At 73.0% G+C, this 26,655-nt stretch carries 21 protein-coding genes; 10 read left to right on the top strand and 11 right to left on the bottom strand.

From position 1 onward, the window contains the following. On the bottom strand, positions 1–2,347 hold a 2,347-nt coding region (locus tag C8054_RS30795; protein ID WP_107162676.1), incomplete at its 3' end, for a Tex family protein. A 132-nt stretch (positions 2,348–2,479) separates the two neighbouring features. Here C8054_RS30795 and C8054_RS30790 point away from each other — a divergent pair. Both C8054_RS30790 and C8054_RS30785 read left to right on the top strand, forming a co-directional pair. Beyond that, positions 2,480–3,742: a nucleotide sugar dehydrogenase gene (locus C8054_RS30790; RefSeq protein WP_107162672.1), complete on the top strand. Its 1,263-nt coding sequence runs from the start codon at positions 2,480–2,482 to the stop codon at positions 3,740–3,742. Between the two features lie 45 nt (positions 3,743–3,787). Beyond that, positions 3,788–5,299 carry a deoxyguanosinetriphosphate triphosphohydrolase family protein gene (locus C8054_RS30785; RefSeq protein WP_107162675.1) on the top strand — a complete coding sequence of 504 codons (1,512 nt, stop codon included), beginning with the start codon at positions 3,788–3,790 and terminating at the stop codon, positions 5,297–5,299. A 24-nt stretch (positions 5,300–5,323) separates the two neighbouring features. On the opposite strand, the gene C8054_RS30780 is transcribed toward C8054_RS30785, so the two are convergent. The 6 genes from C8054_RS30780 to C8054_RS30755 form a co-directional block, all read right to left on the bottom strand. Beyond that, positions 5,324–6,469: an MBL fold metallo-hydrolase gene (locus C8054_RS30780; RefSeq protein ID WP_107162671.1), complete on the bottom strand. Its 1,146-nt coding sequence runs from the start codon at positions 6,467–6,469 to the stop codon at positions 5,324–5,326. Positions 6,470–6,552: 83 nt separating this feature from the next. Beyond that, positions 6,553–7,500 (bottom strand): SDR family NAD(P)-dependent oxidoreductase, encoded by a 948-nt coding sequence (locus C8054_RS30775; RefSeq protein ID WP_107162670.1) that lies wholly within the window; start codon positions 7,498–7,500, stop codon positions 6,553–6,555. Further along, on the bottom strand, positions 7,497–8,681 hold the full coding sequence (locus tag C8054_RS30770) for a zinc-dependent alcohol dehydrogenase (protein WP_107162669.1): 1,185 nt from the start codon (positions 8,679–8,681) through the stop codon (positions 7,497–7,499). Before C8054_RS30770 ends, C8054_RS30775 begins: the two co-directional genes overlap by 4 nt. A gap of 499 nt (positions 8,682–9,180) precedes the next feature. Beyond that, complete coding sequence (locus C8054_RS30765) at positions 9,181–9,942, bottom strand: succinate dehydrogenase/fumarate reductase iron-sulfur subunit (RefSeq protein ID WP_107162668.1); 762 nt, start codon at positions 9,940–9,942, stop codon at positions 9,181–9,183. Next, complete coding sequence (locus C8054_RS30760) at positions 9,939–11,873, bottom strand: fumarate reductase/succinate dehydrogenase flavoprotein subunit (RefSeq protein ID WP_107162667.1); 1,935 nt, start codon at positions 11,871–11,873, stop codon at positions 9,939–9,941. Before C8054_RS30760 ends, C8054_RS30765 begins: the two co-directional genes overlap by 4 nt. Before the next feature lies 1 nt (position 11,874). Next, positions 11,875–12,564: a succinate dehydrogenase cytochrome b subunit gene (locus tag C8054_RS30755; protein ID WP_107162666.1), complete on the bottom strand. Its 690-nt coding sequence runs from the start codon at positions 12,562–12,564 to the stop codon at positions 11,875–11,877. Positions 12,565–12,635: 71 nt separating this feature from the next. Here C8054_RS30755 and C8054_RS30750 point away from each other — a divergent pair, with 71 nt between their 5' ends. Next, positions 12,636–13,574 (top strand): LysR family transcriptional regulator, encoded by a 939-nt coding sequence (locus C8054_RS30750; RefSeq protein WP_199199989.1) that lies wholly within the window; start codon positions 12,636–12,638, stop codon positions 13,572–13,574. On the opposite strand, the gene C8054_RS30745 is transcribed toward C8054_RS30750, so the two are convergent. Beyond that, positions 13,571–14,149: a TetR/AcrR family transcriptional regulator gene (locus tag C8054_RS30745; RefSeq protein ID WP_107162664.1), complete on the bottom strand. Its 579-nt coding sequence runs from the start codon at positions 14,147–14,149 to the stop codon at positions 13,571–13,573. The two genes, C8054_RS30750 and C8054_RS30745, sit on opposite strands and share 4 nt — an antisense overlap. A gap of 67 nt (positions 14,150–14,216) precedes the next feature. Between C8054_RS30745 and C8054_RS30740 the strand changes: the two genes are divergently transcribed. Next, positions 14,217–14,708 (top strand): FBP domain-containing protein, encoded by a 492-nt coding sequence (locus C8054_RS30740; RefSeq protein WP_107162663.1) that lies wholly within the window; start codon positions 14,217–14,219, stop codon positions 14,706–14,708. 20 nt (positions 14,709–14,728) lie between these two features. On the opposite strand, the gene hrpA is transcribed toward C8054_RS30740, so the two are convergent. Next, positions 14,729–18,724, bottom strand: coding sequence for an ATP-dependent RNA helicase HrpA (hrpA, locus tag C8054_RS30735; RefSeq protein ID WP_107162662.1), 3,996 nt, complete (start codon positions 18,722–18,724; stop codon positions 14,729–14,731). 127 nt (positions 18,725–18,851) lie between these two features. On the opposite strand from hrpA, the gene C8054_RS30730 reads away from it, so the two are divergent. Further along, the gene (locus tag C8054_RS30730) at positions 18,852–19,325 is read left to right on the top strand and encodes a cytidine deaminase (protein WP_107162661.1); all 474 of its coding nucleotides are present in this window, start codon (positions 18,852–18,854) and stop codon (positions 19,323–19,325) included. 62 nt (positions 19,326–19,387) lie between these two features. Next, on the top strand, positions 19,388–20,221 hold the full coding sequence (locus tag C8054_RS30725) for a phytanoyl-CoA dioxygenase family protein (RefSeq protein WP_107162660.1): 834 nt from the start codon (positions 19,388–19,390) through the stop codon (positions 20,219–20,221). Positions 20,222–20,230: 9 nt separating this feature from the next. Here the strand turns inward: C8054_RS30725 and C8054_RS30720 are convergent, their stop codons facing one another. Then, a complete protein-coding gene (locus tag C8054_RS30720; RefSeq protein ID WP_107162674.1) occupies positions 20,231–21,163 on the bottom strand; it encodes a MerR family transcriptional regulator in 933 nt (310 codons plus the stop codon). A gap of 119 nt (positions 21,164–21,282) precedes the next feature. On the opposite strand from C8054_RS30720, the gene C8054_RS30715 reads away from it, so the two are divergent. From C8054_RS30715 to C8054_RS30700, 4 genes are all read left to right on the top strand, one after another. Next, positions 21,283–22,329, top strand: a complete 1,047-nt coding sequence (locus tag C8054_RS30715) for an iron ABC transporter permease (protein ID WP_107162659.1) — start codon at positions 21,283–21,285, stop codon at positions 22,327–22,329. 143 nt (positions 22,330–22,472) lie between these two features. Beyond that, positions 22,473–23,465 (top strand): iron chelate uptake ABC transporter family permease subunit, encoded by a 993-nt coding sequence (locus tag C8054_RS30710; protein ID WP_233220249.1) that lies wholly within the window; start codon positions 22,473–22,475, stop codon positions 23,463–23,465. Beyond that, a complete protein-coding gene (locus tag C8054_RS30705; protein WP_107162658.1) occupies positions 23,462–24,385 on the top strand; it encodes an ABC transporter ATP-binding protein in 924 nt (307 codons plus the stop codon). Before C8054_RS30710 ends, C8054_RS30705 begins: the two co-directional genes overlap by 4 nt. A 37-nt stretch (positions 24,386–24,422) precedes the next feature. Then, positions 24,423–25,367, top strand: a complete 945-nt coding sequence (locus tag C8054_RS30700) for an ABC transporter substrate-binding protein (RefSeq protein ID WP_107162657.1) — start codon at positions 24,423–24,425, stop codon at positions 25,365–25,367. A gap of 94 nt (positions 25,368–25,461) precedes the next feature. Here the strand turns inward: C8054_RS30700 and C8054_RS30695 are convergent, their stop codons facing one another. Further along, on the bottom strand, positions 25,462–26,358 hold the full coding sequence (locus C8054_RS30695) for an endonuclease domain-containing protein (RefSeq protein ID WP_146180012.1): 897 nt from the start codon (positions 26,356–26,358) through the stop codon (positions 25,462–25,464). Positions 26,359–26,655: the final 297 nt, after the last annotated feature.

Raw genomic sequence — 26,655 nt, 5'->3', positions numbered from 1 at the left:
GGCCGCCGGCCTGCCCGCGGCCCGGACGGCCACCGCCCGCACCGCCTCGGCTGCCGTCCGCACCGCCTCGGCCGTCGCGGTCCCGCCGGCCCTCCCCGCCGGCCGGGCGTCCGCCGCCGGCCGGCGCCTCGTCGTCCAGGCGCAGCGTCAGCGAGATCCGCTTGCGCGGCACGTCCACGTCGAGCACCCGCACCCGGACCACGTCGCCGGACTTCACCACGTCGCGCGGGTCCTTGACGAACGTGTGCGACATGGCGGAGACGTGCACCAGACCGTCCTGGTGCACGCCCACGTCGACGAACGCGCCGAACGCGGCCACGTTGGTGACCACACCCTCCAGCACCATGCCGGGCGTCAGGTCGCCGATCTTCTCGACGCCCTCGACGAACGTCGCGGTGCGGAACTCCGGCCGCGGGTCGCGACCGGGCTTCTCCAGCTCGGCCAGGATGTCGGTGACGGTGGGCAGACCGAACGTGTCGTCCACGAAGTCGGTCGCCCGCAGGCCGCGCAGGATCGCGGACCTGCCGATCAACGCGCGCAGGTCCTGCCCGGTGGAGGCGAGGATACGGCGCACCACCGGGTACGACTCGGGGTGCACGCTGGACGAGTCGAGCGGGTCGTCGCCGCCCGGGATGCGCAGGAAGCCGGCGCACTGCTCGAACGCCTTGGGGCCGAGCCGGGCCACCTTCTTCAGCTCGGTCCGGGTGCGGAACGGCCCGTTCGCGTCCCGGTGCAGCACGATGTTCTCGGCCAGCCCGGCGCCGATCCCGGAGACCCGGGTGAGCAGCGGCGCGGAGGCGGTGTTGACGTCCACGCCGACCGCGTTGACGCAGTCCTCGACGACGGCGTCGAGGGAGCGGGACAGTTTCACCTCGGACAGGTCGTGCTGGTACTGCCCGACGCCGATCGAACGCGGGTCGATCTTGACGAGTTCGGCGAGCGGGTCCTGGAGACGCCGGGCGATGGAGACCGCCCCGCGCAGCGACACGTCGAGCCCCGGCAGCTCCTGCGAGGCGTACGCGGAGGCGGAGTAGACCGACGCGCCGGCCTCGGAGACCACCACCTTGGTCAGCGTCAGCTCGGGGTGCTGCTTGATCAGGTCACCGGCCAGCTTGTCGGTCTCCCGGCTGGCGGTGCCGTTGCCGATCGCCACCAGCTCGACGCCGTGCGTCGCGGCCAGCGTGGCGAGCGTGTGCAGCGACGCGTCCCACTGCCGGCGCGGCTCGTGCGGATAGATCGTGTCGGTGGCGACCACCTTGCCGGTCGCGTCGACCACCGCCACCTTGACGCCGGTGCGCAGGCCCGGGTCGAGACCCATGGTCGGCCGCGCGCCGGCGGGCGCGGCGAGCAGCAGGTCGCGCAGGTTGGTGGCGAAGACCCGGACGGCCTCCTCCTCGGCCGTCTGCCAGAGCCGCGTCCGCAGGTCGGCGGCGAGGTGGATGAGGATCCGGGTACGCCAGGCCCAGCGCACCGTGTCGGCCAGCCACCGGTCGGCGGGCCGGCCCCGGTCGCTGACGCCGAACCGGCCGGCCACGGCAGCCTCGTAGCGGCTGGGCCCGGTGACGGTGTCGGCGTCGTCCTCGGCGTCCGGGGCCATGGTCAGCTCCAGCACGCCCTCCTTCTCGCCGCGGAACATGGCGAGGATCCGGTGCGACGGCAGTTTCGGGTACGGCTCGGCGAAGTCGAAGTAGTCGGCGAACTTGGCGCCGGCGGCCTCCTGGCCCTCGCGTACCCGGGAGACCAGCCGGCCCCGCGACCACATCTGCTCGCGGAGCGTGCCGATCAGGTCGGCGTCCTCGGCGAAGCGCTCGATCAGGATGGCCCGCGCCCCGTCCAACGCGGCGGTGGCGTCGGCCACGCCCTTCTTCGCGTCGACGAAGCCGGCCGCGGTGGCGCGCGGGTCCTGCGCCGGGTCGGTGAGGAGCGTGTCCGCCAGGGGCTCCAGCCCGGCCTCGCGGGCGATCTGCGCGCGGGTCCGCCGCTTCGGCTTGTACGGCAGGTAGATGTCCTCCAGCCGGGACTTCGAGTCCGCCGCCAGGATCTGGGCCTCCAGCGCGTCGTCGAGCTTGCCCTGGCCGCGGATCGACTCCAGCACCGCGGCCCGCCGCTCGTCCAGCTCCCGCAGGTAGCGCAGGCGCTCCTCGAGCGTGCGCAGCTGCGCGTCGTCGAGCGTGCCGGTGGCCTCCTTGCGGTAGCGGGCGATGAACGGCACGGTGGCGCCGCCGTCGAGCAGCTCCACGGCCGCCCGCACCTGACGCTCGGCGACGCCGAGTTCCTCGGCGATCCGCTGGTGCACAGACTGAGTCACGATCTTGCTCCGCCTCTTCCCGGTGAGTTCGTCGTGCATTCTGCCCGCCGGTGCCGACAGCCGCGCAGCCGCCCGACGGCAAAGCCGACGAATAACATGAAAGCGCCCCTGGGCTGCCAACCGCGCCTCTAGCCTCCAACCAGGAATTTCTACTCCTGTCTGGAGAACCGGGTGAGCACGGAGAAAGTGGTCGTCATCGGTCAGGGCTACGTCGGTCTGCCCCTGGCCGTACGCGCCGTCGAGGCCGGGTTCGACGTGGTGGGCCTGGATGTGGACGCCGATCGGGTCAAGCGGCTCGCCTCGGGGGAGTCCTACGTGGAGGACATCCCGGCCGAGCGCCTCGGCCGGGCCCTCGGCAGCGGCCGTTACCGCCCGAGCACCGAGTACGCCGACGCCGAGGGCTTCGACGTCTGCGTGATCACGGTGCCGACCCCGCTGCGGGACGGCACCCCGGACCTGAGCTTCGTCGAACAGGCCGGCCACCACGTCGGCCCGTACGTGCGGCCGGGCGCCACGGTGGTGCTGGAGTCGACGACGTACCCGGGCACCACCGAGGAGCTGCTGCGCCCGCTCCTGGAGACGGCCAGCGGACTGCAGGCGCCCGGGGACTTCCACCTCGGCTACAGCCCGGAACGCATCGACCCGGGCAACCCGACCTGGCGGTTGGAGAACACCCCCAAGGTGGTCTCCGGCGTGGACGCCGCCGCGCTGGAGCGGGTGGACGGCTTCTACCGCCGGATCGTGGCCCGGACGGTGCCCGTGTCGTCCACCCGGGTCGCGGAGCTGACCAAGCTGATCGAAAACACGTTCCGCCAGGTGAACCTCGGGTTGATCAACGAGCTCACGATGCTCTCCCACCACCTCGGCATCGACGTCTGGCAGGCGATCGACGCCGCCGAGACGAAGCCGTTCGGGTTCATGCCGTTCCGGCCCGGGCCCGGCGTCGGCGGCCACTGCCTCCCGATCGACCCCTGCTACCTGTCCTGGCAGGTCAAGCGGCAGCTGGGCCGGCAGTTCCGGTTCATCGAGCTGGCCAACGACGTCAACCACGAGATGCCCGAGCACGTCACCCAACGGATCATGGCCGGCCTCAACCGGGCCGGCCGGGCGGTCAGCGGCGCCCGGCTGCTGATGCTCGGCCTGGCGTACAAGAAGAACACCGGCGACATGCGTGACTCGCCGGCCGTGGACGTCGCGCGTCGGCTGTGCGACCTCGGCGCGGACGTGCGGGCCGCCGAGCCGTACGCCGAGCCGCACCAGATCCCCGCCGGCGTGCTGGTCGTGCCGCTGACCGAACACGAGGTCGACGCCGCCGACGCGGTGATCGTCGCGACCGACCACGACGTCTTCGACTACGAGATGGTGGCCGGCCGGGCCCGCTACGTCTTCGACGCGCGGAACCGGTGTTCGGGACCGACGGTGGAGCGGCTCTAGGAGCACCCCGCCCCGACCGTCGACGGCTGCGCTAGCGTGGCGATCATGGAGGCACCTGCGGATCCACGGGCCCGGCGACTCTTCGGGGGCAGCGCCCGGGCACTCGGCGACCTGGCCGCCGGTCCGTTCCGGGCCGACCGGGACCGGATCGTCGGCTCGCCGTTCTTCGCCCGGCTGAACGGCGTCACCCAGGTGATCAGTCCGGGCGGCTCCGGGCTGCTGGTGCACAACCGGCTCACCCACAGCCTGAAGGTGGCCCAGGTGGCCCGCGCGATCGCCGAACGGCTGACCGCCGACCCGGCGCACCGGGACCTGCTGGAGAAGCTGGGCGGCTGCGACCCGGACGTGGTCGAGGCCGCCGCGCTCGCCCACGACCTCGGGCATCCGCCGTTCGGGCACCTGGGGGAGCGGGTCCTCGACCGGCTGGCCCGGCAGCGGCTGGGCCTGCCGGACGGCTTCGAGGGCAACGCCCAGTCGTACCGGATCGTCACCAGCACCGAGATCCGCGGCGCCGCCACCACCGGGCTGGACCTGACCGCCGCGGTCCGGGCGGCGATGCTGAAGTATCCGTGGACCCGGCTGGACCACCCCGACCCGCATCCGCGGCACCTCGACCCGGCGCCCCGGGGCGCCGCGTCGCCGCCGGACGATCCGGAGAGCGGGTCGCTGAAGTTCGGCGCGTACCGCACCGAGCTGGACGACCTGCGGGCGGCCCGGGAGCCGTTCGCCGGGCGGATCCCGGACTGGCAGCAGACGCCGGAGGCGTCCGTGATGGACACCGCCGACGACATCGCGTACGCCATCCACGACGTGGAGGACTTCTACCGCGTCGGGGTGCTCCAGCAGGGCGCGGTGGCCGCCGAGCTGATGGCCTGGCAACGCGAGTGCGGGCACCTGCGGTCGATCACCGCCTCGGCGCTGGACACCGCGGGCCGGCGGCCCGGCGCGGCGATCGAGCGGCTGCGCCGCCAACTGCACCGCAAGGACGGCTGGATCGCCGACGACGAGGCGTTCGCCGCGGCGGTCGAACACGTCCGCGAGGAGCTGGTGGAGGGGCTGCTGGCGCTGCCGTTCGACGGCTCGATCGAGGCGGAGCAGTACGTCGCCCGCTTCTCCGCCCGCTGGTCCACCCGCTTCGTGGACGCCATCACGGTGACCCCGGAGCCGGACGTCCGCTCCGGGTACGTGCTGCTGGGCAAGGCGCAGTGGCACGAGGTGCAGGTGCTGAAGTTCGTCCACCACCGGTTCGTGCTGGCCCGCCCGGACCTGGCGCTGCACCAGCGCGGCCAGGCGCGGCTGCTGGACACGCTGGTGGAGGCGCTCTGGGAGTGGCTGCTGGACCCGGAGGAGGAGTCCCGGCTGCCCCGCCGGCTGCACGACCTGGTGGAGCTGGCCGAGGCCGAGCTGCACCCGCGTACCCCGGACCGGATCGGTCGGGCCCGGGGCCGGGCCATCGTCGACTTCGTCGCGCAGCTCACCGACGGTCAGGCGGTGGCGATGCTGGACGCGCTCTCCGGGCGCTCCGGCGCGTTGTGGACCGACGCGTTCGTGCTCTGAGCCGCCCCGGGCGACCGCCGCGGCTCAGGCGATCGCCTGCCACCAGCCGTCCACCGCCGGCGGCTCGTCCACCACGACCCGCTCGCCGGGGCGCGGCACCGCCAGCCGGACGCCCCGCGCCTTCGCCTCGGCCCAGAGCCGGTCCACCGGCTCCGACCAGTCGTGCAGGGCCAGGTTGAACGTGCCCCAGTGCACCGGCACCAGCAGTTCGCCCCGGACGTCGAGGTGGGCGGCGACCGCCTCCTCCGGGAACATGTGGATGTTCGGCCAGGCCCGGTCGTACGCGCCGATCTGCATGAGCGTGACGTCGAACGGGCCGTGCTCGGCGCCGATGCCTGCGTAGCCGTCGAAGTAGCCGGAGTCGCCGGTGTAGAACACCTTGCGCCGCGCGCCGGCCACCACCCAGGAACTCCAGAGCGTGCCGTCGCGGCGCAGCCCGCGCCCGGAGAAGTGCTGCGCGGCGGTGGCGGTGAGCGTCAGGCCACCGACCCGGTGGCGCTCCGACCAGTCCAGCTCGACGATGCGGTCCGCCGGCACGCCCCAGCGTTCCAGGTGGGCGCCGACGCCGAGCGGCACCAGGAACGGCGCGGACTGGTGGGTCAGCAGCCCTCGGACCGTCGCCATGTCCAGGTGGTCGTAGTGGTCGTGCGAGATCAGGACGGCGTCGAGCCGGGGCAGTTCGTCGAGGCGGACCGGCGGCTCGTGGATGCGGCGCGGGCCGACCAGCGTCGACGGTGAGCACCTGTCGCTCCACACCGGGTCGAGCAGCACCCGGTGGCCCTCGATCTCCACCAGCGTGGAGGCGTGGCCGTACCAGATCACGTTCAGCTCGTCGGCCGGCTCGGCGGGCGCGGCGTCGGTCGGGCGCAGCAGCGGCACGGCGCTGCCCGGCCGCCGCTTCTGCTTGCCGAAGATCAGCTCCCGGACCAGGTTGCGGCCCGGGTCGGCGACCATTGTGGCGTTCGTGCCGGTCGGATTGTGGAACGTGCCGTCGCGAAACCGCGGTGACCGGGCGGCCCGCTCCGCCCGGGCGCCGGTGAGCCGGCCGCCGAGCTGGGCCGGCACGTCACGCGCCGCCCACGCCAGCCCGGCCACGGCGGCCAGCCCGGCGAGCCGCCACCCCCGCCCGCCGCCTGCCGTGCCCGGTTCGCGTTCCGTCGGTGCCCGCATGGTCGTCCCCTCCGCCGTGTCCCGCAGTACACGGTAGCCACCACCGTCCCCGTCCGTGGAACGACGGGCGCGGGGATGCCGACTCAGCCCAACCGCCGCCGTACCGCCGACCCGACCATCGCGGTCGCCCCGCCCACGGTCCGGACCACCCGCGACAGGTCAGGCAGCCAGCCGCCCCGGACCGCCTCGCCGGCCGGGTTGGGCGTGAACACCACGCCCTCGGTCGGCGGCACCGGCCGGCCGGTGAGCCCGCCGAGCCGCATCAGCGGGCCGACCAGCACGTCGTAGACGGCCGGCAGCGCGGTGAAACCGACCCGCATGACCAGGTTGACCCGGCCCACCGAGATCTCCCGGCGGGGCTTGTCGGCGCAGTGCGCGATGGCCCGGGCCACCCGCTCCGGGGTGGTGATCGGCAGCGGGGGCCGCCCGATCCGTCCCACGTAGTTCGCCGCCTGCTGGTAGACCGGGGTGTCCACGCTGCCGGGGGTGACCAGACAGACGTCGACGCCGGGCAGGTCCCGGGACTCCTGCTGCAACGCCCGGGCCAGCCCGTGCAGGCCCCACTTGCTGGTGACGTACCCGCTCATGTAGGGCGCGGTGATGTGACCGAGCACGGAACCGGTGAGGATCAGCGTGCCCGCGCCGGCCTCCTTGAAGTGCCGCAGCGCCACCCGCGCCACCCCCGCGGAGCCCAGCAGGTCGGTGCGGACCACCTGCTCGAACACCTCCGCCGGGACCTCCTCGAAGCGTCCGTACGCCATCACCGCGGCGGTGTGCACCCAGACGTCGATCCGGCCGAACCCGGCGACCGCGGTCGCCGTCAGCGCGTCGAGCGCGCCCGGTTCGGTGACGTCGGTGGGCACGACGCGCACGTCCGCCGCGCCGGCGTCCGCGCACTCCCGGCGTACCTGCTCCAGGGTTTGCCGCGCGCGGGCCGCGAGGACCAACCGGTCCCCGCGGCCCGCGAACTCCCGGGCCGCCGCCCGGCCGATCCCGCTGGTCGCGCCGGTGACGACCACCGTCCGGGTCACGGCGCGAGCACGACCTTGACGCAACCGTCCTCCTTCTTCTGGAACATCTCGTACGCCTGCGGCGCCTGCGCCAGCGGCAGCCGGTGGGTCCGCAGGTCCTCGACGCCCAGCGGGTCGTCGTCGCCCTCCAGCAGCGGAATGATCTCGTCCACCCAGCGGCGCACGTGGCACTGACCCATCCGCAACTGGATGCCCCTGTCGAACATCTCCATCAGCGGCATCGGGTCCTGCTCGCCGCCGTACACCCCGGAGATCGAGACGGTGCCGCCGCGCCGGACCGCCTTGAGCGCGGCGTGCAGCACCACCAGCCGGTCCACGCCGGCCGCGTCGATCATCGGCCGGGCCAGCTTGTCCGGGAGCAGCCCGGCGGCGGCCTGCGCGATCTTGCCGACCGGTGCGCCGTGCGCCTCCATGCCGACCGCGTCGATCACCGCGTCCGGGCCGCGCCCGTCGACCAGGTCGATGAGCGCGCCCGGCACGTCGTCGAGTTGGCTGACGTCGAGCACCTCGATGCCGTGCCGGCGGGCCATCTCCAGTCGCTCCGGCACCAGGTCCAGGCCGATCACCCGGTCGGCGCCGAGGTGCCGGCCGATCCGGGCGCAGAACTGCCCGACCGGGCCGAGCCCGAAGACGGCAAGCGTGCCGCCGCGTGGGGTGTCCGCGTACTTCACCGCCTGCCAGGCGGTGGGCAGGATGTCGGAGAGGTAGAGCCACCGCTCGTCCGGCCCGGTGTCGGGGATCTTGATCGGGCCGAACTGGGCCTGCGGGACGCGCAGGTACTCGGCCTGGCCGCCCGGGACCGAGCCGTAGAGCGAGGTGTAGCCGAACAGCGACGCGCCCTTGCCCTCGGCGGTGACCTGGGTGGTCTCGCACTGGGCGTAGAGCTGCCGCTCACACATCCAGCAGTGCCCGCAGGAGATGTTGAACGGGACGACCACCCGGTCGCCCTTCTTGAGCCGGGTCACCCCGGAGCCGACCTCCTCGACGATGCCCATCGGCTCGTGGCCGAGGATGTCGCCGGCCTTGAGGTACGGCCCGAGCACCTCGTACAGGTGCAGGTCGGAACCGCAGATGGCGGTCGAGGTGATCCGGACGATCGCGTCGGTCGGCTCCTCGATCCGGGGGTCCGGGACGTCCTCGACCCGGACGTCACGCTTGCCTTGCCAGGTCAGTGCCTTCATGCCTGAATGTCCCTCCTCGGTGCCGTCCATGGGACTGCTACCCGCGCGGAGTGACTTGAACCGGCGTCGTCCCGTCGCTGTTCACCGCCCCTGCCTCGCGGCCGTCCCGCTCGGACCCGGCGTGCTGGTGCGGGCCAGCCCGATGGGTGCCCGAGAGTGCCGACAACAGGTTTGCGGCGGTCGGCCTCCACATGGTCTCTACCTTCGAGATCGATCTTCCGCTTCTTGGGAGCGCGCAGATCTTGGTAGGAAAGTGCCCCGCCGGGGGCCATTTCGTACCAAGATCTCCGGAGCCCGGAGCCCGGAGCCCGGAGCCCGGAGCCCGGAGCCCGGAGCCCGGAGCCCGGAGCCCGGAGCCCGGAGCCCGGAGCCCGGAGCCCGGAGCCCGGAGCCCGGAGCCCGGAGCCCGGAGCCGGCGGGGCTGCGTGCGCCGGAAACGGGCCGACCGCCGCGCCCCTGGGTGCGGGGTGCGGCGGTCGGGTGGTTCGGTGGCGAAGGGTCAGGAACCGGGGGTGCCGGCCCGCTTCGTGGTCGCCTTGAGGTAGTCCCGGTTGAGGCGGCCGATGGTGTTCAGCGGGATGCCCTTCGGGCAGGCCGAGGTGCACTCGCCGATGTTGGTGCAGCCGCCGAAGCCGGCCTCGTCGTGCGCGTCCACCATGCCGATCACCCGGGTGTAGCGCTCGGGCTGCCCCTGGGGCAGCAGCGAGAGCTGGGTGACCTTGGCGGCGGTGAACAGCATGCCGGAGCCGTTCGGGCAGGCTGCGACGCAGGCGCCGCAGCCGATGCAGGCGGCCGAGGAGAACGCGGCGTCCGCGTCGTCCTTCGGCACCGGGGTGGAGTGCGCCTCCGGGGCGCTGCCGGTCGGTGCGGTGACGTAGCCACCGGCGGCGATGATCTTGTCGAACGCGTTCCGGTTGACCACCAGGTCCTTGATGACCGGGAAGGCCCGGGCCCGCCAGGGCTCGATGTCGATCGTGTCGCCGTCGGAGAACTGCCGCATGTGCAGCTGGCAGGCGGTGGTGCCGCGCTGCGGGCCGTGCGCCTCACCGTTGATCATGAGGCTGCACGCGCCGCAGATGCCCTCGCGGCAGTCGTGGTCGAACGCGACCGGCTCCTCGCCGTCGAGGATCAGCCGCTCGTTGAGCACGTCGAGCATCTCCAGGAAGGACATGTCCGGGGACACGTCCGGCACCGGGTAGGTCACCATCCGACCCTTGTCCTCGGGGCCCGTCTGGCGCCAGATGCGCAGGGTCAGGTTCACTTGTAGCTCCGCTGCGAGGGGTGGACGTATTCGAAGGTCAGGTCTTCCTTGTGCAGCACGGGCTCGCCGGTGCCGGTGTACTCCCAGGCAGCCACGTACGCGAACCGGTCGTCGTCGCGCTGCGCCTCGCCGTCCGGCGTCTGGTACTCGGCCCGGAAGTGGCCGCCGCAGGACTCCTCGCGGTGCAGGGCGTCGACGCACATCAGCTCGGCCAGCTCGAAGAAGTCGGCCACCCGGCCGGCCTTCTCCAGTGACTGGTTGAGCCCTTCGCCGTCGCCGGGGACGCGGACCCGCTGCCAGAACTGCTCGCGCAGCGCCCGGATCTCGGCGATGGCCTTGCGCAGCCCGGCGTCGGAGCGCTCCATGCCGCAGTGCTCCCACATGATCTGGCCCAGTTCGCGGTGGAACGAGTCCACCGTGCGATCGCCGTTGATCGCGAGCAGTCGGGTGATCCGGTCCTCGACGTCGGTCCGCGCCGCGACCGCCTCCGGGTGGCTGGCGTCGACCTTCTCCATCGGGTTGGCGGCCAGGTAGTTCGCGAGCGTGCTCGGCAGCACGAAGTAGCCGTCGGCCAGGCCCTGCATCAGCGCCGAGGCGCCGAGCCGGTTCGCGCCGTGGTCGGAGAAGTTCGCCTCGCCGATCACGAACAGGCCGGGGACGGTCGACTGGAGGTCGTAGTCGACCCAGAGGCCGCCCATCGTGTAGTGCACGGCGGGGTAGATCCGCATCGGCACCTCGTACGGGTCCTCGCCGGTGATCCGCTCGTACATCTCGAAGAGGTTGCCGTACTTGGCCTCGATGGCCTTGCGGCCGAGCCGGTCGATGGCGTCGGCGAAGTCGAGGTAGACGCCGAGGCCGGTGGGGCCGACGCCGCGCCCCTCGTCGCACACGTTCTTGGCGGCGCGGGAGGCGATGTCGCGGGGGACCAGGTTGCCGAAGGACGGGTAGATCCGCTCCAGGTAGTAGTCCCGCTCGTCCTCGGGGATGTCCCGCGGGCCGCGGTCGTCCCCCTTGGCCTTCGGCACCCACACCCGGCCGTCGTTGCGCAGCGACTCGCTCATCAGCGTCAGCTTCGACTGGTGGTCGCCGGAGACCGGGATGCAGGTCGGGTGGATCTGGGTGTAGCAGGGGTTGGCGAAGTACGCGCCCTTGCGGTGCGCCCGCCAGGAGGCGGTGACGTTGCAGCCCTTGGCGTTGGTGGAGAGGTAGAAGACGTTGCCGTAGCCGCCGGAGGCGAGCACCACCGCGTCCGCCATCTCGGTGCTGATCTCGCCGGTGACCATGTCGCGGACCACGATGCCGCGCGCCCGGCCGTCGACGACGACCAGTTCGAGCATCTCGTGGCGGGCGTTCATCTCCACGTTGCCCAGGCCGATCTGCCGCTCCAGGGCCTGGTACGCGCCGAGCAGGAGCTGCTGGCCGGTCTGGCCCCGGGCGTAGAAGGTGCGCTGCACCTGGGCGCCGCCGAACGAGCGGGTGTCGAGCAGGCCGCCGTACTCGCGGGCGAACGGGACGCCCTGGGCGACGCACTGGTCGATGATGTTGACCGAGACCTCGGCCAGCCGGTGCACGTTCGACTCCCGGGAGCGGAAGTCGCCGCCCTTGACCGTGTCGTAGAAGAGGCGGTGCACCGAGTCGCCGTCGTTGCGGTAGTTCTTGGCGGCGTTGATGCCGCCCTGGGCGGCGATCGAGTGGGCCCGGCGCGGGCTGTCCTGGTAGCAGTAGGACTTCACGTGGTAGCCCTGCTCGGCCAGCGTCGCCGCGGCGGAGCCGCCGGCCAGGCCGGTGCCGACCACGATCACGGTCAGCTTCCGGCGGTTGGCCGGGTTCACCAGCTTCATCTCGAAGCGGTGCCGGTCCCACCGGGTCTCGACCGGGCCGTCCGGGGCCCGGGTGTCGGCGATCGGGTCGCCCTCGGTGTACAGATCCATGTCAGGCCACCAATCCGGTGAGTACGGCGAACGGGACCACCAGGTAGCCGGCGCAGAGCACGACGGCGAAGACGAGCGCGGCGGCGCGGGCCCGGCGCTCACCCTTCGGCGTCTGCTGGCCGAGGCTGCGGAACGCGCTGGCCGCACCGTGCCGCAGGTGGAAGCCGAGGGTCACGATGGCGAGCGTGTAGAAGAGGGTGACGTACCAGCGCTCCGGGGCGAAGTCGGCGACCACGTTGCCGTACGGGTTGGCCGGGTCGCCCTGCGGGTTCAGGTGACCGGTGGTCAGGTCCAGGATGTGGTAGATCACGAAGAGCAGGATGATCACACCACCCCAGCGCATGGTGCGGGCCGCGTAGTTCACGTGGATCTTCCGCCGGTGCGCGTACGCCACCGGGCGGGCGGCCCGGGCGCGCATCGCGAGCACGGTGGCCGCGCCGATGTGGGCCAGCACCGCCACGGTGAGGATCGTGCGCTGGATCCACAGGTACCAGGTGGTGGGCAGCAGCGGCGTGCCGAGGTCCCGCAGCCAGTGCGCGTAGTGGTCGAACGACGTCTCGCCCGTGAAGATCTTCAGGTTCCCGAGCATGTGCACGATCAGGAACAGGACCAGGAGGATGCCCGTCACCGCCATGACGGCTTTCAGGCCGACGTTGGAGCGGATGGGCGACCGAGTTTTCGTGATTACCATACGACCGACGCTAGGAGCACTTCGATCAGGCGTCCAATGCATCGAAATCACAGCCTTGATAGCCGTAGGCTATAGAGATGCAGCTCCATCAGCTCCGGTACTTCGTTGCGGTCGCAGAAGTACGACATTTCACCCAGGCGGCCGATGTCGTCGGCATAACGCAGCCCTCGTTGAGTAAGCAAATTCACGCCCTGGAGGCCGACCTCGGGGCGCCCCTCTTCGAGCGGGTAAGGGGCAACATCACGCTCACCACGGCCGGCGAGGTGCTGCTGCCGCTGGCCAAGCGGATCCTCGCCGACGTGGACACCGCGACCCGCGAGGTGCAGGAGTTGGTCGGGCTGCGCCGGGGGCGGGTCCGGCTCGGCGCCACGCCCAGCCTGGCCACCTCGCTGGCGCCCCCGGTGCTCCGCCGGTTCCGCGACGCCCACCCCACCGTCGACCTGCGCGTCGAGGAGGGCGGCTCGCAGGACCTCGTCCGCGACATGCTCCGCGGCGACCTCGACCTCGCGTTGGTCATCATGCCGTCCGGTGGCGCCGATCCGGGGTTGCGCGTCGACCCGATCCTGCGGGAGAGCCTGGTGGTCGCCTCGGTCGACCCGCTGCCGGGTGTCTCGGCCGGCGGCGAGCTGCGCATCACCGACCTGCGGGACCAGCCGCTCGTCATGTTCCGCGAGGGCTACGACCTGCGTGACGCCACGCTCCAGGCGTGCCGGGCGGCCGGCTTCGAGCCGGCCCTGTCGGTGGACGGCGGGGAGATGGACGCCGTGCTCAGCTTCGTCGAGGCCGGGCTCGGCGTCGCGCTGGTGCCCGGCATCGTGGTGGCCCGCCGGCCCGGCATCCGGGTCACCCGGCTCGCGCCGCCCGGCGTGCGCCGCACCATCGCGGTGGCCCGCCGTCGGGACGTGGTGCCCACCCACGCCGGCCGCGAGCTGCGCCGCATCCTCCTGGAGTACGTGCACGACGCGACCGCCACCGACCGGCTCCCGGCCGGGGTGGAGCCGCTGGCCTAACCGGCGTCGGCCGTGGGCCAGGCGCGCAGCAGGGCGTCGACGGCGTCCAGGACCCGCGCCCAGCTCTCCGGCGGAGCCGGCGGGCTGTGGTCGAAGCCGCCCCCCATCTCCAGCCCGACGAAGCCCTGGAAGACGCTGCCGAGCAGGCGGACGGCGTGCGTCTGGTCCGGCTCGGGCAGGTGGTAGCCGCGCAGGATCGCCCGCATCATCTGGGCGTGCCGGACGCCGGCGCTGCCGGCAGCGGTCGGTGGATCGAGCCGCGACTGGGCCGCCGCCCAGCGGCCCGGATGCTCGTGGGCGTAGTCGCGGTAGGCGTTCGCGAAGGCGGTCAGCGCGTCCTTGCCGGCCCGCCCGGCGAGTGCGTCGGCGGCCCGGTCGGCGAGTTCGCCCAGCGCGAGCAGCGCGATCCCGGTCCGCAGGTCCTGGGAGTTGCGGACGTGCGAGTAGAGGCTGGCGACCGTGACGCCGAACCGTCTGGCCAGCGCCGACACGGTCACCTGGTCGAAGCCGACCTCGTCGGCCAGCTCCGCCCCGGCCTGCACCAGACGCTCCTGGTTGAGTCCCACGCGGCCCATGTGCCTCCCCTCACCAAAGCCGATTATGCCTTTGCCTAATACCTTTAGGAAAATTACCCTCGGGTGTATGACTCCGCTGACCGAACCCGAGATCCGGGCCGCGTTCGTGAACTGCACCAAGGGCGAGGCGAAGCGGCTGCACGTCCCGCGTGACCTCGGTGCCCGCCCCTGGGACGATCTCGACTTCCTCGGCTGGCGAGATCCGCAGGCGCTCGACCGCGCCTACCTCGTCACCGTCCTGGACGACCGTCCGACCGGTCTGGCCCTGCGCCGCCCCAGCCCAGGACCCGGGCTACGGCGCCGCAACATGTGCTCGGTGTGCCTGACCAACCCGGCCGGCGGCGTGAGCCTGATGGTCGCGCGCAAGGCGGGCAAGGCCGGGCAGCAGGGCAACTCGGTGGGCATCTACCTCTGCGACGACCTCGCCTGCTCGCTCTACGTGCGGGGCCGCAAGGACGCCGGCCCCGGCGCCCGCCTACCCGAGTCCCTGACCCTGGCGGAGAAGATCGACCGCACCGTGTCGCACCTCACCGCCTTCATCACCCGCGTCACCACCTGACCCCGCGCCGCGAGCGGGGGTCAGCGGGCTTCGGCGTCGTCCATGGCGCGGTAGATGCGCTGCTCGGAGACCGGGTACGGGGTGCCGAGCGCCTGGGCGAACACGTTCACCCGCAGCTCCTCGATCATCCAGCGGATCTGGCGGGCCGCCGTCGAGCCGCGCCGGGCCGGCGGCAACGCGGCCAGCATGTCCTGGTACTCCTTCCGCACCACCGCGATGCGGTCCTGCTGCTGCTTGTCGCGCTGCGGGTTGCCGGGCAGCCGGTCCAGCCGGCGCTCGATCGCGGTCAGGTAGCGCAGCAGGTCGGGCAGGCGGGCGTAGCCGGCCTCAGTGAGAAAACCGGCGTGCACCAGGCCGGTGAGCTGGGCGCGGATGTCGGCGAGCGCGGCCACCACGGCCAGGTTGCGGGTGGCGCCGAGCCGCTGCTCCACCGCGTACGAGGCGGCCAGCACCTGCCGGGCCCGGGCCATCACCTCGACCACGGTGTCGACCAGGTCGGCGCGGACCCGCTCACGCAGCGCGGCGAAGCCGTCGGCGTCCCAGGCCGGGCCGCCCGCGTCCGCCATCAGCTTGTCGATGGCGGCGCCGGTGGCGTCCTCGATCAGCGCCGGCACCCCGCCGTGCGGGTTGCGGGACAGCGCCAGCTTCGCCTCGTTGCTCAGCCGACCCTGGAGGAACCGCGCCGGCGACGGCAGCGTCAGCCGCAGCAGTCGACGGGTGCCGGCCCAGTGCGCGGCCTCCTGCTCGCCGGCGGAGTCGAACACCTTCACCCCGACGGTCGTGCCCTCGTCCACCAGCGCCGGGTACGCGGTCACCGCGAAACCGGCGCGCACCTGCTCGATGGTGCGGGGCAGGCTGCCGATCGACCACCCGGTGAGCCCGCTGCGGGCCACGTCCGGCGCGGCGGCGGCGACGACCTGGCGTACCTCCTGGCGGAGCCGGCGTTGCAGCGCCGGCAGGTCCTTGCCCTCGGCGACCGGTTTGTCGTCGTCGCCGAGCACCCGGAACGTGACCCGCAGGTGCGCCGGCAGCTTGCCCACGTCCCACGCGTCCGGCGGCACGGTCACCCCGGTCATCCGGCGCAGTTGCCGGGTCAGCGCGGCCAGCAGCGGCTCCTCGCCGGGCGTGATGGCGGCCAGCGCCGCCCGCGCGTAGTCGGGCACCGGCACGAAGTTGCGCCGGACCGGCTTGGGCAGCGAGCGGATCAACGCGATGACCAGTTCCTCGCGCAGCCCCGGCACCTGCCAGTCGAAGCTCTCCGCCGGCACCTGGTTGAGCAGCGGCAGCGGGATGTCGACGGTGACGCCGTCGGTGGGCGCGGTCGGGTCGAACGTGTACGTCAGCGGCAGCGTGACGCCGTCGGCCCGCCACTCGTCCGGGTAGTCCTCCTCGTCCACGCCGCCGCGGCCGGCGTTGACCAGCAGCTCGCGGGTGAACGTGAGCAGGTCCGGCTGCTCCCGGCGGGTCTTCTTCCACCAGGTGTCGAAGTGCCGGCCGGAGACCACGTCGGCGGGGATCCGCTGGTCGTAGAAGGCGAAGATGGTCTCGTCGTCGACCAGGATGTCGCGTCGTCGGGCCCGGTTCTCCAGCTCCTCGACCTCGGTCAGCAGCTTCTGGTTGTCCCGCCAGAACTGGTGGTGGGTCTGCCAGTCGCCCTCCACCAGCGCGTGCCGGATGAACAACTCCCGGCTCAGCGCCGGGTCGATCCGACCGAAGGTGATCTTGCGGGAGGTGACCAGCGGGATGCCGTAGAGCGTGACCTTCTCGTAGGCCATCACCGCGGCCTGCTTCTTCTCCCAGTGCGGCTCGCTGTAGCTGCGCTTGACCAGGTGCTGGGCCAGCGGTTCGACCCACTCCGGCTCGACCCGCCCGGCGACCCGGCCGAACAGCCGCGACGTCTCGACCAGCTCGGCGGCCATCACCCACCGCGGCGGCTTCCGGAACAGCGCCGAGCCGGGGAAGATCACGAACTTCGCGCCGCGCGCGCCGAGGTACTCGTGCTTCTGCGCGTCCTTGAGCCCGAGGTGCGACAACAGGCCGGGCAGCAGCGACTGGTGCACCTTCGGGGTGTCGATCTCCTCCGGCAGGTCCGCGCCGGCGCCGCGTCGGCCCTCACCCTTGTCCGAGGTACGCAGCACCTGGCGCACCTGACTGACGATGTCCTGCCACTCGCGCACCCGCAGGTAGTTGAGGTATTCCGCCTTGCACATCCGGCGGAACGCGCTGGACGACAGCTCCCGCTGCTTCTCCCGCAGGTGCCGCCACAGGTTGAGGTACGCGACGAAGTCCGACTCCTTGTCGGCGAACCGGGCGTGCGCCTGGTCGGCCTGGGCCTGCCTGTCGGCCGGGCGTTCGCGTGGGTCCTGGATGGAGAGCGCGGCGGCGATCACCACCACCTCGGTGGCGCAGCCGTTGCGTTCGCCCTCGATCACCATCCGGGCCAGTCGCGGGTCGACCGGCAGCTGGGCCAGCCGCCGGCCCAGCGCGGTCAGCCGCTTCGCCGGGTCGGCCTCGGTCGGGTCGAGCGCACCCAGCTCGTGCAGCAGGTTGACGCCGTCGGTCACGTTGCGCCGGTCCGGCGGGTCGATGAACGGGAACGCGGCGACGTCGCCGAGCCCGATCGCGGTCATCTGGAGGATGACCGAGGCGAGGTTGGTGCGCAGGATCTCCGGGTCGGTGAACTCCGGGCGGGAGTCGAAGTCCGACTCGTCGTAGAGGCGGACGCAGATGCCGTCGGAGGTGCGCCCGCAGCGCCCCTTGCGCTGGTTGGCGCTGGCCTGGGAGACCGGCTCGATCGGCAGCCGCTGCACCTTGAGCCGGCTGGAGTAGCGGGAGATCCGGGCGGTGCCCGGGTCTACCACGTACTTGATGCCGGGCACGGTCAGCGAGGTCTCCGCGACGTTGGTGGCCAGCACCACCCGGCGGTTGCTGTGCGCGGCGAAGACCCGGTGCTGCTCGGCGGTGGAGAGCCGGGCGAACAGCGGCAGGATCTCGGTGCCGAGCAGCGACCGCTTGGTTTGCACGAGTTTGCCGAGCGCGTCGGCGGTGTCCCGGATCTCCCGCTCGCCGCTGAGGAAGACCAGGATGTCGCCCGGCCCCTCGGCGGCCAGTTCCTCGACCGCGTCGCCGATGGCCTGGATCTGGTCCCGGACGTTCTCCTCGTCCGCCTCGTCCTCGCCGTCGGCCTCGGGGACCTCGACCAGCGGCCGGTACCGCACCTCCACCGGGTAGGTGCGACCGGAGACCTCCACCACCGGCGCCGGGTTGCCGTCGGCGTCGGCGAAGTGCTTCGCGAACCGGTCGGTCTCGATGGTCGCCGAGGTGATGACCACCTTGAGGTCGGGCCGGCGGGGGAGGAGCTGCCGCAGGTAGCCCAGGATGAAGTCGATGTTCAGGCTGCGCTCGTGCGCCTCGTCGATGATCAACGTGTCGTACTGCCGGAGCATCCGGTCGGTCTGCAACTCGGCCAGCAGGATGCCGTCGGTCATGAGCTTGACCAGGCTGTTCTCGCCCACCTGGTCGGAGAAGCGGACCTTGTAGCCGACCACGCCGCCCAGCTCGGTGCCGAGTTCCTCGGCGATCCGGTCGGCGACCGTCCGGGCGGCCAGCCGCCGCGGCTGGGTGTGCCCGATCAGGCCGGTGACACCGCGCCCCAGCTCCAGACAGATCTTCGGGAGCTGGGTGGTCTTGCCGGACCCGGTCTCGCCGGCCACGATCACCACCTGGTGGTCCCGGATGGCGGCGGCGATGTCGTCCTTGCGCTCGCTGACCGGAAGTTGCGCCGGGTAGGTGACGGTCGGCACCGCGGCCCGCCGGGCCGCCAGGCGCGCCTCCGCGCGGGCCACCTCGGCCCCGATCTCGGCCAGCGCCGCCTCCCGCCGCTGCGGGTCCCGCAGCTTCCGCGCGCCGTCGAGCCGCCGCTGGAGCCGGCGCTGGTCGCGGAACATCAGGGGGCCGAGGCGGCGGTGCAGGTCGCGGGTGGTCTCGGGAGCGGCGGGTACGGCTGGATTCTGCATGTCGTCGCCAAGGATAGGCAGCCGCGCGGCGGACCGCTCCCGGGTTACCCGCGCGTGGGCGTGCCGTCCGGGCGTGACGCCCCGGCCCGGATAGGGTTGCCGCCGACGAGGTCGACGAGGGGCGGGGATGATCATGCGGGACACCGACCGGGCGCTCGTGCAGGCCGCCACCGCCGTCGCGAAGCTCCGCTGCCGCAGCGAGAACCACACCGTCGCGGCGGCCGTGCGCAGCGCCGACGGGCGGGTGTTCAGCGGCGTGAACGTCTACCACTTCACCGGTGGCCCGTGCGCCGAGGTGGTGGCGCTCGGCGCGGCGGCCACCCAGGGGGCCGGCGAGCTGGAGACGATCGTCGCGGTGGGGGACCGGGGACGGGGCGTCCTTCCGCCGTGCGGGCGCTGCCGGCAGGTGCTGCTCGACTACTTCCCGTCGATCCGGGTGATCGTCGGGCCGCCGGACGGGCTGCGCGCGGTGCCGGTGGCCGAGCTGCTGCCCGAGACGTACGTCTGGTCGGACCACCAGCTCGACGCGCCGGCCGCTCCGCGTACCGGCGTGTGGCCGCAGCCGGTGGTGCCGGTGAGCCGCCAGTCCGCGGAGGACTGAGTCCCGCGCTTGCGGGCGCTTTCCAACGTTGGAATACTCGGGTCCCGTCCTCAGGAGGCCCGATGACTCCGTACCCCGCACCCGACGACGAGACCCCGGTCGAGGCGCTCGGCGACCTGTACCGCGACGGCATCACCGCCTGCCGGGGCGCCTTCGAGGTGGACTGGGTGACCCGGGTCGGCGAGGACGTCGAGGCCGCGTTCGCCGAGGCCCGGTCCCGGCCCGACGGCGCGGTCGGCCGTGGTCCCGAGCGCTGGTACGTCGAGATCCACCCGGAACAGCTCCGCGGCTTCGTCGACCTGGTCACCCACCCCTGGGTGGTCTCGGTGTGCCGGGCCGTGCTCGGCCCGGACTACGAGATCGTCGAGCTGGGCTTCGACATCCCGTTCCCCGGCGCGAAGATGCAGCCCTGGCACCGCGACTTCCCGATGCCCGAGGAGACGCGGCTGCGCCGCCGGCTCACCTCGCTGGCGTTCAACCTCACCACGGTCGACACGGTCGAGGAGATGGGCCCGTTCGAGATCGCCCCGGGCACCCAGTGGGACGACGGCCGCTCCTTCGACCACGAGATGTTCCCGCCGAAGGACCGGTACCCACGCTACGAGGCCCGCGCGGTGCGCAAGTACCCGAAGCGCGGCGACCTCTCGGCGCGCTCCGCGCTCACCCTCCACCGGGGCACGCCGAACGTCAGCGACCGGACCCGCCCGGTGCTGGTGCTCGGCGTCGACGCCCCCGGCGCGGGCAACGCCGCGCACCACGACCTGGCCGTCACCCGCCCCTACCGGGACGCGCTGCCCGACCTGGTCCGCGACCACCTGCGCTGCCCGGTGGTGGACACGCTCGTCCCGATCCGCCAGAAGCACACCATCGAAGGGCTGGTGATGGGCGCGGATTAGCCCGCCGCGTCAGCCGCCGCCCGCTCGGGCGCGCAGTGCCCGGATCGCCCAGTCCAGCACCGGCGCCAGGCTCTCGGCCGGCGGCCACCCGTTCACCACCGAGAGCAGGTGCTCGTACCGCTCCCGTCGGGGGTCGTGGGCAGCCTCCAGCCGGTCCAGCAGCCGCCGCCGCAGGTCCGCGTCGTCCGGCCGGCCGCAGAGCCGGGCGTAGCGGGCCGTCGCCCGGTCGACGGTCGCGTCGGCCCGGGGCGAGGCCGGGTCCACGCCTGCGGCCAGCGCCGGGGCCGCCTCCTCCCGGACCACGGCGACCGCGTCCCGGCGTACGCCCTCGACGCCCTCGCGGTCGGCCGCGTGCAACTCGGCCAGCCGGCGCAGGACGGCCCGGAAGCTCGGGTCCAGCGCCAGTTCGGCCAGCTCCACCCAGGCTTCCAGCCGGGCGTCGTCCGCGTCGGCGGGCAGGTCCGGGGTGAGCGAGCGGCGGATACCCACGAAACCGGGATCGGTCAGGCCGGTGAAGGTGGTGTCGAGGAACTCGTCGACGAGCGCCCGGCGCTCCCGCTCGGCCAGCCCGGCCAGCCGACGCAGCAGGTCGGCCTGGGCCGGGGTGGACCCGCGCCGGGCGATCATGGCCAGCACCGCGCGACGCGACCGCAGCACCCGGATCTGGGCGGCCAGGGCGTCCGCGTGCGTCGCGGCGGCCTCGGGCAGGGTGACCTCCAGGGCCACCACCCGGCGCACCGTGGCCAGGTCGACGCCCAGCTCGCGCAGCGTCCGCACCAGGTCGATCCGGGCCGCCGCCTCGGAACCGTAGCGGCGGTGCCCGGTCGGGCCCCGGTCGGTCGCCGGCACGATGCCCCGGTCGGACCAGAACCGGATGGTCTTCACCGGCACGCCGGTCCGCCGGGCCAGGTCGCCGATCGAGTAGCGCTCTCCACCGTCCATGTCGCCCACCCTGCCGCCTCCCCTTGGTGGAGGCGCAAGCCCATCGACAACGCCGAGTTAGGTACGCCTTACCTGGTCAGTTAAGGTAAGGCGTACCTAATCGGAAGGCGAACACCCCCGTGACCACCGTCGCCGTCCGGCCCGCCCGGGCCGACGCCCCCGCCCGCCCCGGCGCGTCCCGTCGCGTCGCGGTCACGCTGGCGGCAGGGCTCCTGCTGGCCACCGCGCTGCTGGCCAGCCTGGCGCTCGGCAGCCGCCACCTGCCGGTCGACCAGGTGTGGCACGCGCTGGTGGCGCCGGACGACGGCGACGCCACCACCGTGGTCCGTGAGCTACGGGTGCCGCGTACCGTCCTCGGGTTGGTCGTCGGGCTCGCGCTCGCGCTGGCCGGGGTGCTGTTCCAGGCCGTCACCCGCAACCCGCTCGCCGAGCCGCGCATCCTCGGCGTCAGCGCCGGCGCGTCCTTCGGCGTGGTGCTGGCCATCGCCGTGTTCGGGGTCGGCACGCTGGCCGGCTACGTCTGGTTCGGCATCGCCGGCGCGCTGCTCGCCGGGCTGCTGGTGTTCGCGATCGCCAACCGCACCCGCGACGGCGCCAGCCCGGTCACCCTCGCGCTGGTCGGCGCCGCGCTCGACGCCGGTCTCGGCGCCATCGTGTACGCGCTGCTCAGCATCGACGCCCGCACGTTCGAGGAGTACCGCTTCTGGGTGGTCGGCGGGCTCACCGGCCGCGACGTGGGCGTCGCCGGGCAGGTGCTCCCGTTCGTGCTGGCCGGCGTGCTGCTGGCCGCGCTGGCCGCCCGGGGCCTGGACGCGCTCGCCCTCGGCGACGACGTCGCCCGCGGACTCGGGCACCGGGTGGCCCTGGTCCGGGTGGCCGCCGGCGGCGGGGGCGTGCTGCTCACCGGCGCCGCGGTGGCCGCCGCCGGCCCGATCGCGTTCGTCGGGCTGGCCGTGCCGCACCTGGCCCGGGCCCTGGTCGGCGCCGACCACCGCTGGACGCTGCTGGTCGCCGCGCTGCTCGGCCCCGCGCTGGTGCTGGCCGCCGACGTGACCGGCCGACTGGTCGCCCCGCCCGGCGAGATCCCCGCCGGCATCATCACCGCCCTGCTGGGCGCCCCCCTGCTCGCCATCCTGGTTCGCCGCGCCAAGGTCGTCACCTCATGACCACCCCCACCCCCACCCCCCGCGATCTTGCGCTCTCTGCCCCGGCAAAGCAGACAAAGCCCTCATCGAGTGGACCGCAACCGCAAGATCGCCGAGGGCGGGGTGGGGCGCTGGCCGGGAAGGCGCTGCTGCGCGTGGGGCCGGTGGCGGTGCCGTTCCGGTGGCGGGCGGTGGTGGTGGCGGGGGTGCTGCTGGGGCTGCTTCTCGGGGCGGTGGTGGTCAGCCTGTCGCTCGGGACGCCGTACGTGGCACCGGGTGACGTGCTGCGGTCGTTGTCCGGGGCGGGCACGCCGTACGACCTCGTGGTGCGTGACCTGCGACTGCCCCGCGCGGTGCTCGCGGCGCTGGCCGGGGCGGCCTTCGGGGTGGCCGGCACGCTGATCCAGAGCGTCGCCCGCAACCCGCTGGCCAGCCCCGACGTCATCGGCGTCACGCAGGGCGCCGGGCTGGCCGCCACCATCGCGTTGACCAGCGGCGCGGCGGCGGTGCTGGTGGCCCCGGCGGCGCTGCTCGGCGGCCTGGCCGCGGCGGTGCTGGTGTTCGCGCTCGGCGCGCGGCACGGCCTGGCCGCCCAGCGGTTCGTGCTGGCCGGCGTGGCGGTGGCGTTCGCGTTCCGGGCGCTCATCGAGGTGGTGATGCTCACCGCCGAGCCGATCGACGGCCTGCGCGCCCAGCTCTGGCTGATCGGCACGCTGGCCGGCAAGGGGTGGACCGAGGCGGCGTGGATCGCCGGCACGCTCGCCGTGCTGCTGCCGGTGCTGCTCTGGGCCGGCTGGGCGCTGCGCGGCTCCGCCCTGGACGACGACACCGCGCGGGGGATCGGGCTGCGCCCGGTGGCCCGGCGGATCGGCCTGGCCGGCACCGGCGTGCTGGCCGCCGCCGCGGTCACCGCCCAGGTCGGCGCCGTGGACTTCGTGGCGCTCGTCGCGCCGCAGGTGGCCCGCCGACTGGTCCGCGCGGAACGCCCGCCGATGCTCTGCGCCGCGCTGCTGGGCGCGCTTCTGCTGGTGCTCGCCGACCTGGCCGGCCGGCGCCTGTTCGCGCCCACTCAACTGCCGGCCGGTGTGCTGACCGCGGCCATCGGCGGCCCGTACCTCATCTTCGTGCTGCTGCGTACCCGAGGGAGGCGGTCGTGACCGCGCTGCTGTCCACCCGCGACCTGGTCGTCGGCTACGAGGGCCGGACCGTGCTGGACGGGCTGGAACTCGACCTGCCGGCCGACGCGTTCACCGTGATCGTCGGCCCGAACGCCTGCGGCAAGTCGACGCTGCTGCGCACCATGGCCCGGCTGCTCACCCCGCGCCGCGGCGCGGTGCTGCTCGACGGTACGCAGATCCGCGACCTGCCCACCCGGGACGTGGCGCGGCGGCTCGGCGTGCTGCCGCAGAGCCCGCTGGTGCCCGAGGGGATCACCGTGGCCGACCTGGTCGGGCGCGGCCGGCAGCCCTACCAGCGTTGGTGGCGGCAGTGGTCGACCGAGGACGGGCGGGCCGTCGACGAGGCGATGCGGCTGGCCGACGTGACAGCGCTCGCCGACCGCCCGGTGGACACGCTCTCCGGCGGGCAGCGCCAACGGGTGTGGATCGCCATGACGCTCGCCCAGGACACCGACGCGCTGCTGCTGGACGAGCCCACCACGTTCCTGGACCTGGCCCACCAGGTGGAGGTGCTGGATCTGCTGCACCGGCTGCGCGCCGAGCGGGGCCGGACCGTGGTGGCCGTGCTGCACGACCTCAACCAGGCCGCCCGGTACGCCGACCACCTGGTGGCCATGCGCGACGGCGCGGTGGTCGCGGTCGGCCCACCGCGCGAGATCCTCACCGCCGACCTCGTCCGCGACGTGTTCGGGCTCGACTGCGTGGTCGTGCCCTGCCCCGTCACCGGCGCCCCGCTGGTGGTGCCCGCCCGCACCCAGACGCCTGCGGTGCCGCCCGTTCCGGCCGGCACGTCGGCCGCCTCCACCCGGACCCCGGCCGTTCCCGCCGCCCGCACCCAGACCTCGGCCGCTCCGGCCGGCACGTCGGCCCCGGCCGGCGCCCCCGTCGGCGACGCCTGAGCGTGCCGACCGCACCCGCACCACGGAAAGGAACCTGATGCGTCGCCTCGCCGCCGTACTCACCACCGCTCTCGCCCTCGGCGTCGGCCTCACCGCCTGCGGGGAGAGCGACCCCGTCGCCGACGCCGGCACCGGGGAGACCCGGGAGATCAGCCACGCGATGGGCGCCACCAAGGTGCCGGCCGCGCCGAAGCGCGTGGTGGTGCTCGACACCGACAAGATCGACACCGCGCTGTCGCTGGGCGTCACGCCGGTCGGCGCGGCCACCGCCGGCGAGGCGAAGAGCTGGCCCACCTACTTCGGCGCGGAGAAGCTCACCGGCATCACCGAGGTCGGCGTGCTCACCGAGCCGGACCTGGAGGCGATCAACGCGCTCAAGCCGGACCTGATCCTGGGCAGCAAGTTCCGCCAGGAGAAGTTCTACGACGAGCTGTCCGCCATCGCGCCCACCGTGTTCACCGAGAAGGTGGGCGTGACCTGGAAGGAGAACTTCCTCCTCGACGGCCGGGCGCTCGGCAAGGAACAGGAGGCCAAGGACCTGCTGGCCACGTACGAGAAGCGGGCCAAGGACGTCGGTGCGAAGCTCGGCGACCCCGGCGCGCGGAAGGTCTCCATCGTGCGCTTCATTCCCGGCAACATCAGGGTGTACGGGCCGGACTCGTTCTCCGGCATCGTGGTCGGTGACACCGGACTGGGCCGCCCCGAGCGGCAGCGCCTGGACGGCAAGGAGGACAAGCGGTTCGACCTGGTCAGTGCCGAGCGGGTCAACGAGGTCGACGGCGACGTGGTGTTCGTGACCGCGTACGGCGAGAAGGCCGCCGCCGAGCAGGCGAAGGTCACCGCCGGGAGCCTCTGGCAGGGCCTGTCCGCGGTCAAGGCGGGCAGGGCGCACGTGGTCTCCGACGAGACGTGGATGACCGGTATCGGCGTCACCGCCGCCAACAAGATCCTCGACGACCTCGAGAAGCACCTCCCCGCCTGACCCTCCGCCCCGTTCGGGGACGCTGATTCACGGAATGAGTGGCTGTTCGACGCCGGACAGCCACTCTTTCCGGGAAAGCGCAGCGGCCGTGCGGTCACCGGGGGCGGCGGGTGGCCAGGGCGGTACGGATTTCGGTGAGCACGCCGTCGAAGTCCTCGGCCATGCGTTTCGCGGTGACGTGCAGGACGAGCCAGTCGTCGCCCAGGATCTGATTCAGGCGGCGGCGGTCCCGGTGGAACTGTTCGGCGTCGTGGTGCCAGAGCCGGTCGTACTCGACGGCCACCTTGCGGTCGGGCCACGCGAGATCGACCCTCGCCACGAACCGTCCCTGCCGCGAGATGACGTGCTGGGTCACCGGCCGGGGGAGGCCGGCGCGAACCAGTCGAACTCGCAGCCGGGACTCGGGTAACGACTCCGCGCCGCCGTCGGCGAGCTGCAACGCCTCGACGAACCGGCGGACGCCGCGTTCCCCACCGCGTCGTCGCTGGTACGCCGTCAGCTCGGCATGATCGGTGACGCCCCGACGGAGCAGCGCGTCGATGTGCGCCACCGCCTCCACGACGTCCAGCCAGCAGGCGAGGTCCCAGCAGGTGCGGACCGGTGTGGTGACCGGCGCCCGGTCGACCCGGAACACCTCGCCCTCCCGCCAGTTCGCCACGTGGATGCGCAGGCCGGCCACCGGTCCGAACCGGGCCGACGGCTCCACCAGCACTTCGACGGGTTCGTCGGGACGGGGCTGGGGTCCGCCGAGCAGAGCGACAGCCGAACGGCCGGCGATGGCGCAGCCCGGCGGGAACAGCCACGACGCGGCCGCCCGGGCGCGCATGACGTGCGAGATCTCCAGTCGCGCATCGGCGTAGACGTTGTGGAACAACTGCCGCCACGCGCTGCTGCGTAGGTCGTTCCTGGTGAGCAGTCCGAGATGAACCGCTTCCCGCGCGAAGAACATCTTGCCGACGAGTTCGGCCGGCCGACGAGGAGGACGAGCCACCCCCCAACCCTCCCGCCTACTTCACCCGTCCGAAACCCCCTGTGGACAACCCTCCCCGCCGCCTTGCGCTTTCACGGAAAGAGTGGCTATTCGACGTCGAATAGCCACTCTTTCCGTGAATCAGCGCGCTGGCGGGGAGGGGGAGGGTGCGGGGACGGGGAGGGGAAGGGGGGTTAGTCCTTGTCGCCTCTGGCGAGGTGGCCCGTTCCGGGCTGAAAATCGTGTCGGTCGCTCGCTGACGTCGTCGCTCCTTGGTCCGTGTGAGGTCGTGGGTTAGTCGGACGCTGGTAGCCGCGT

Source organism: Micromonospora sp. RP3T, from assembly GCF_003027925.1.
Taxonomy (GTDB): Bacteria; Actinomycetota; Actinomycetes; order Mycobacteriales; family Micromonosporaceae; genus Micromonospora.
This window is presented reverse-complemented; position numbering and strand designations above follow the sequence as displayed.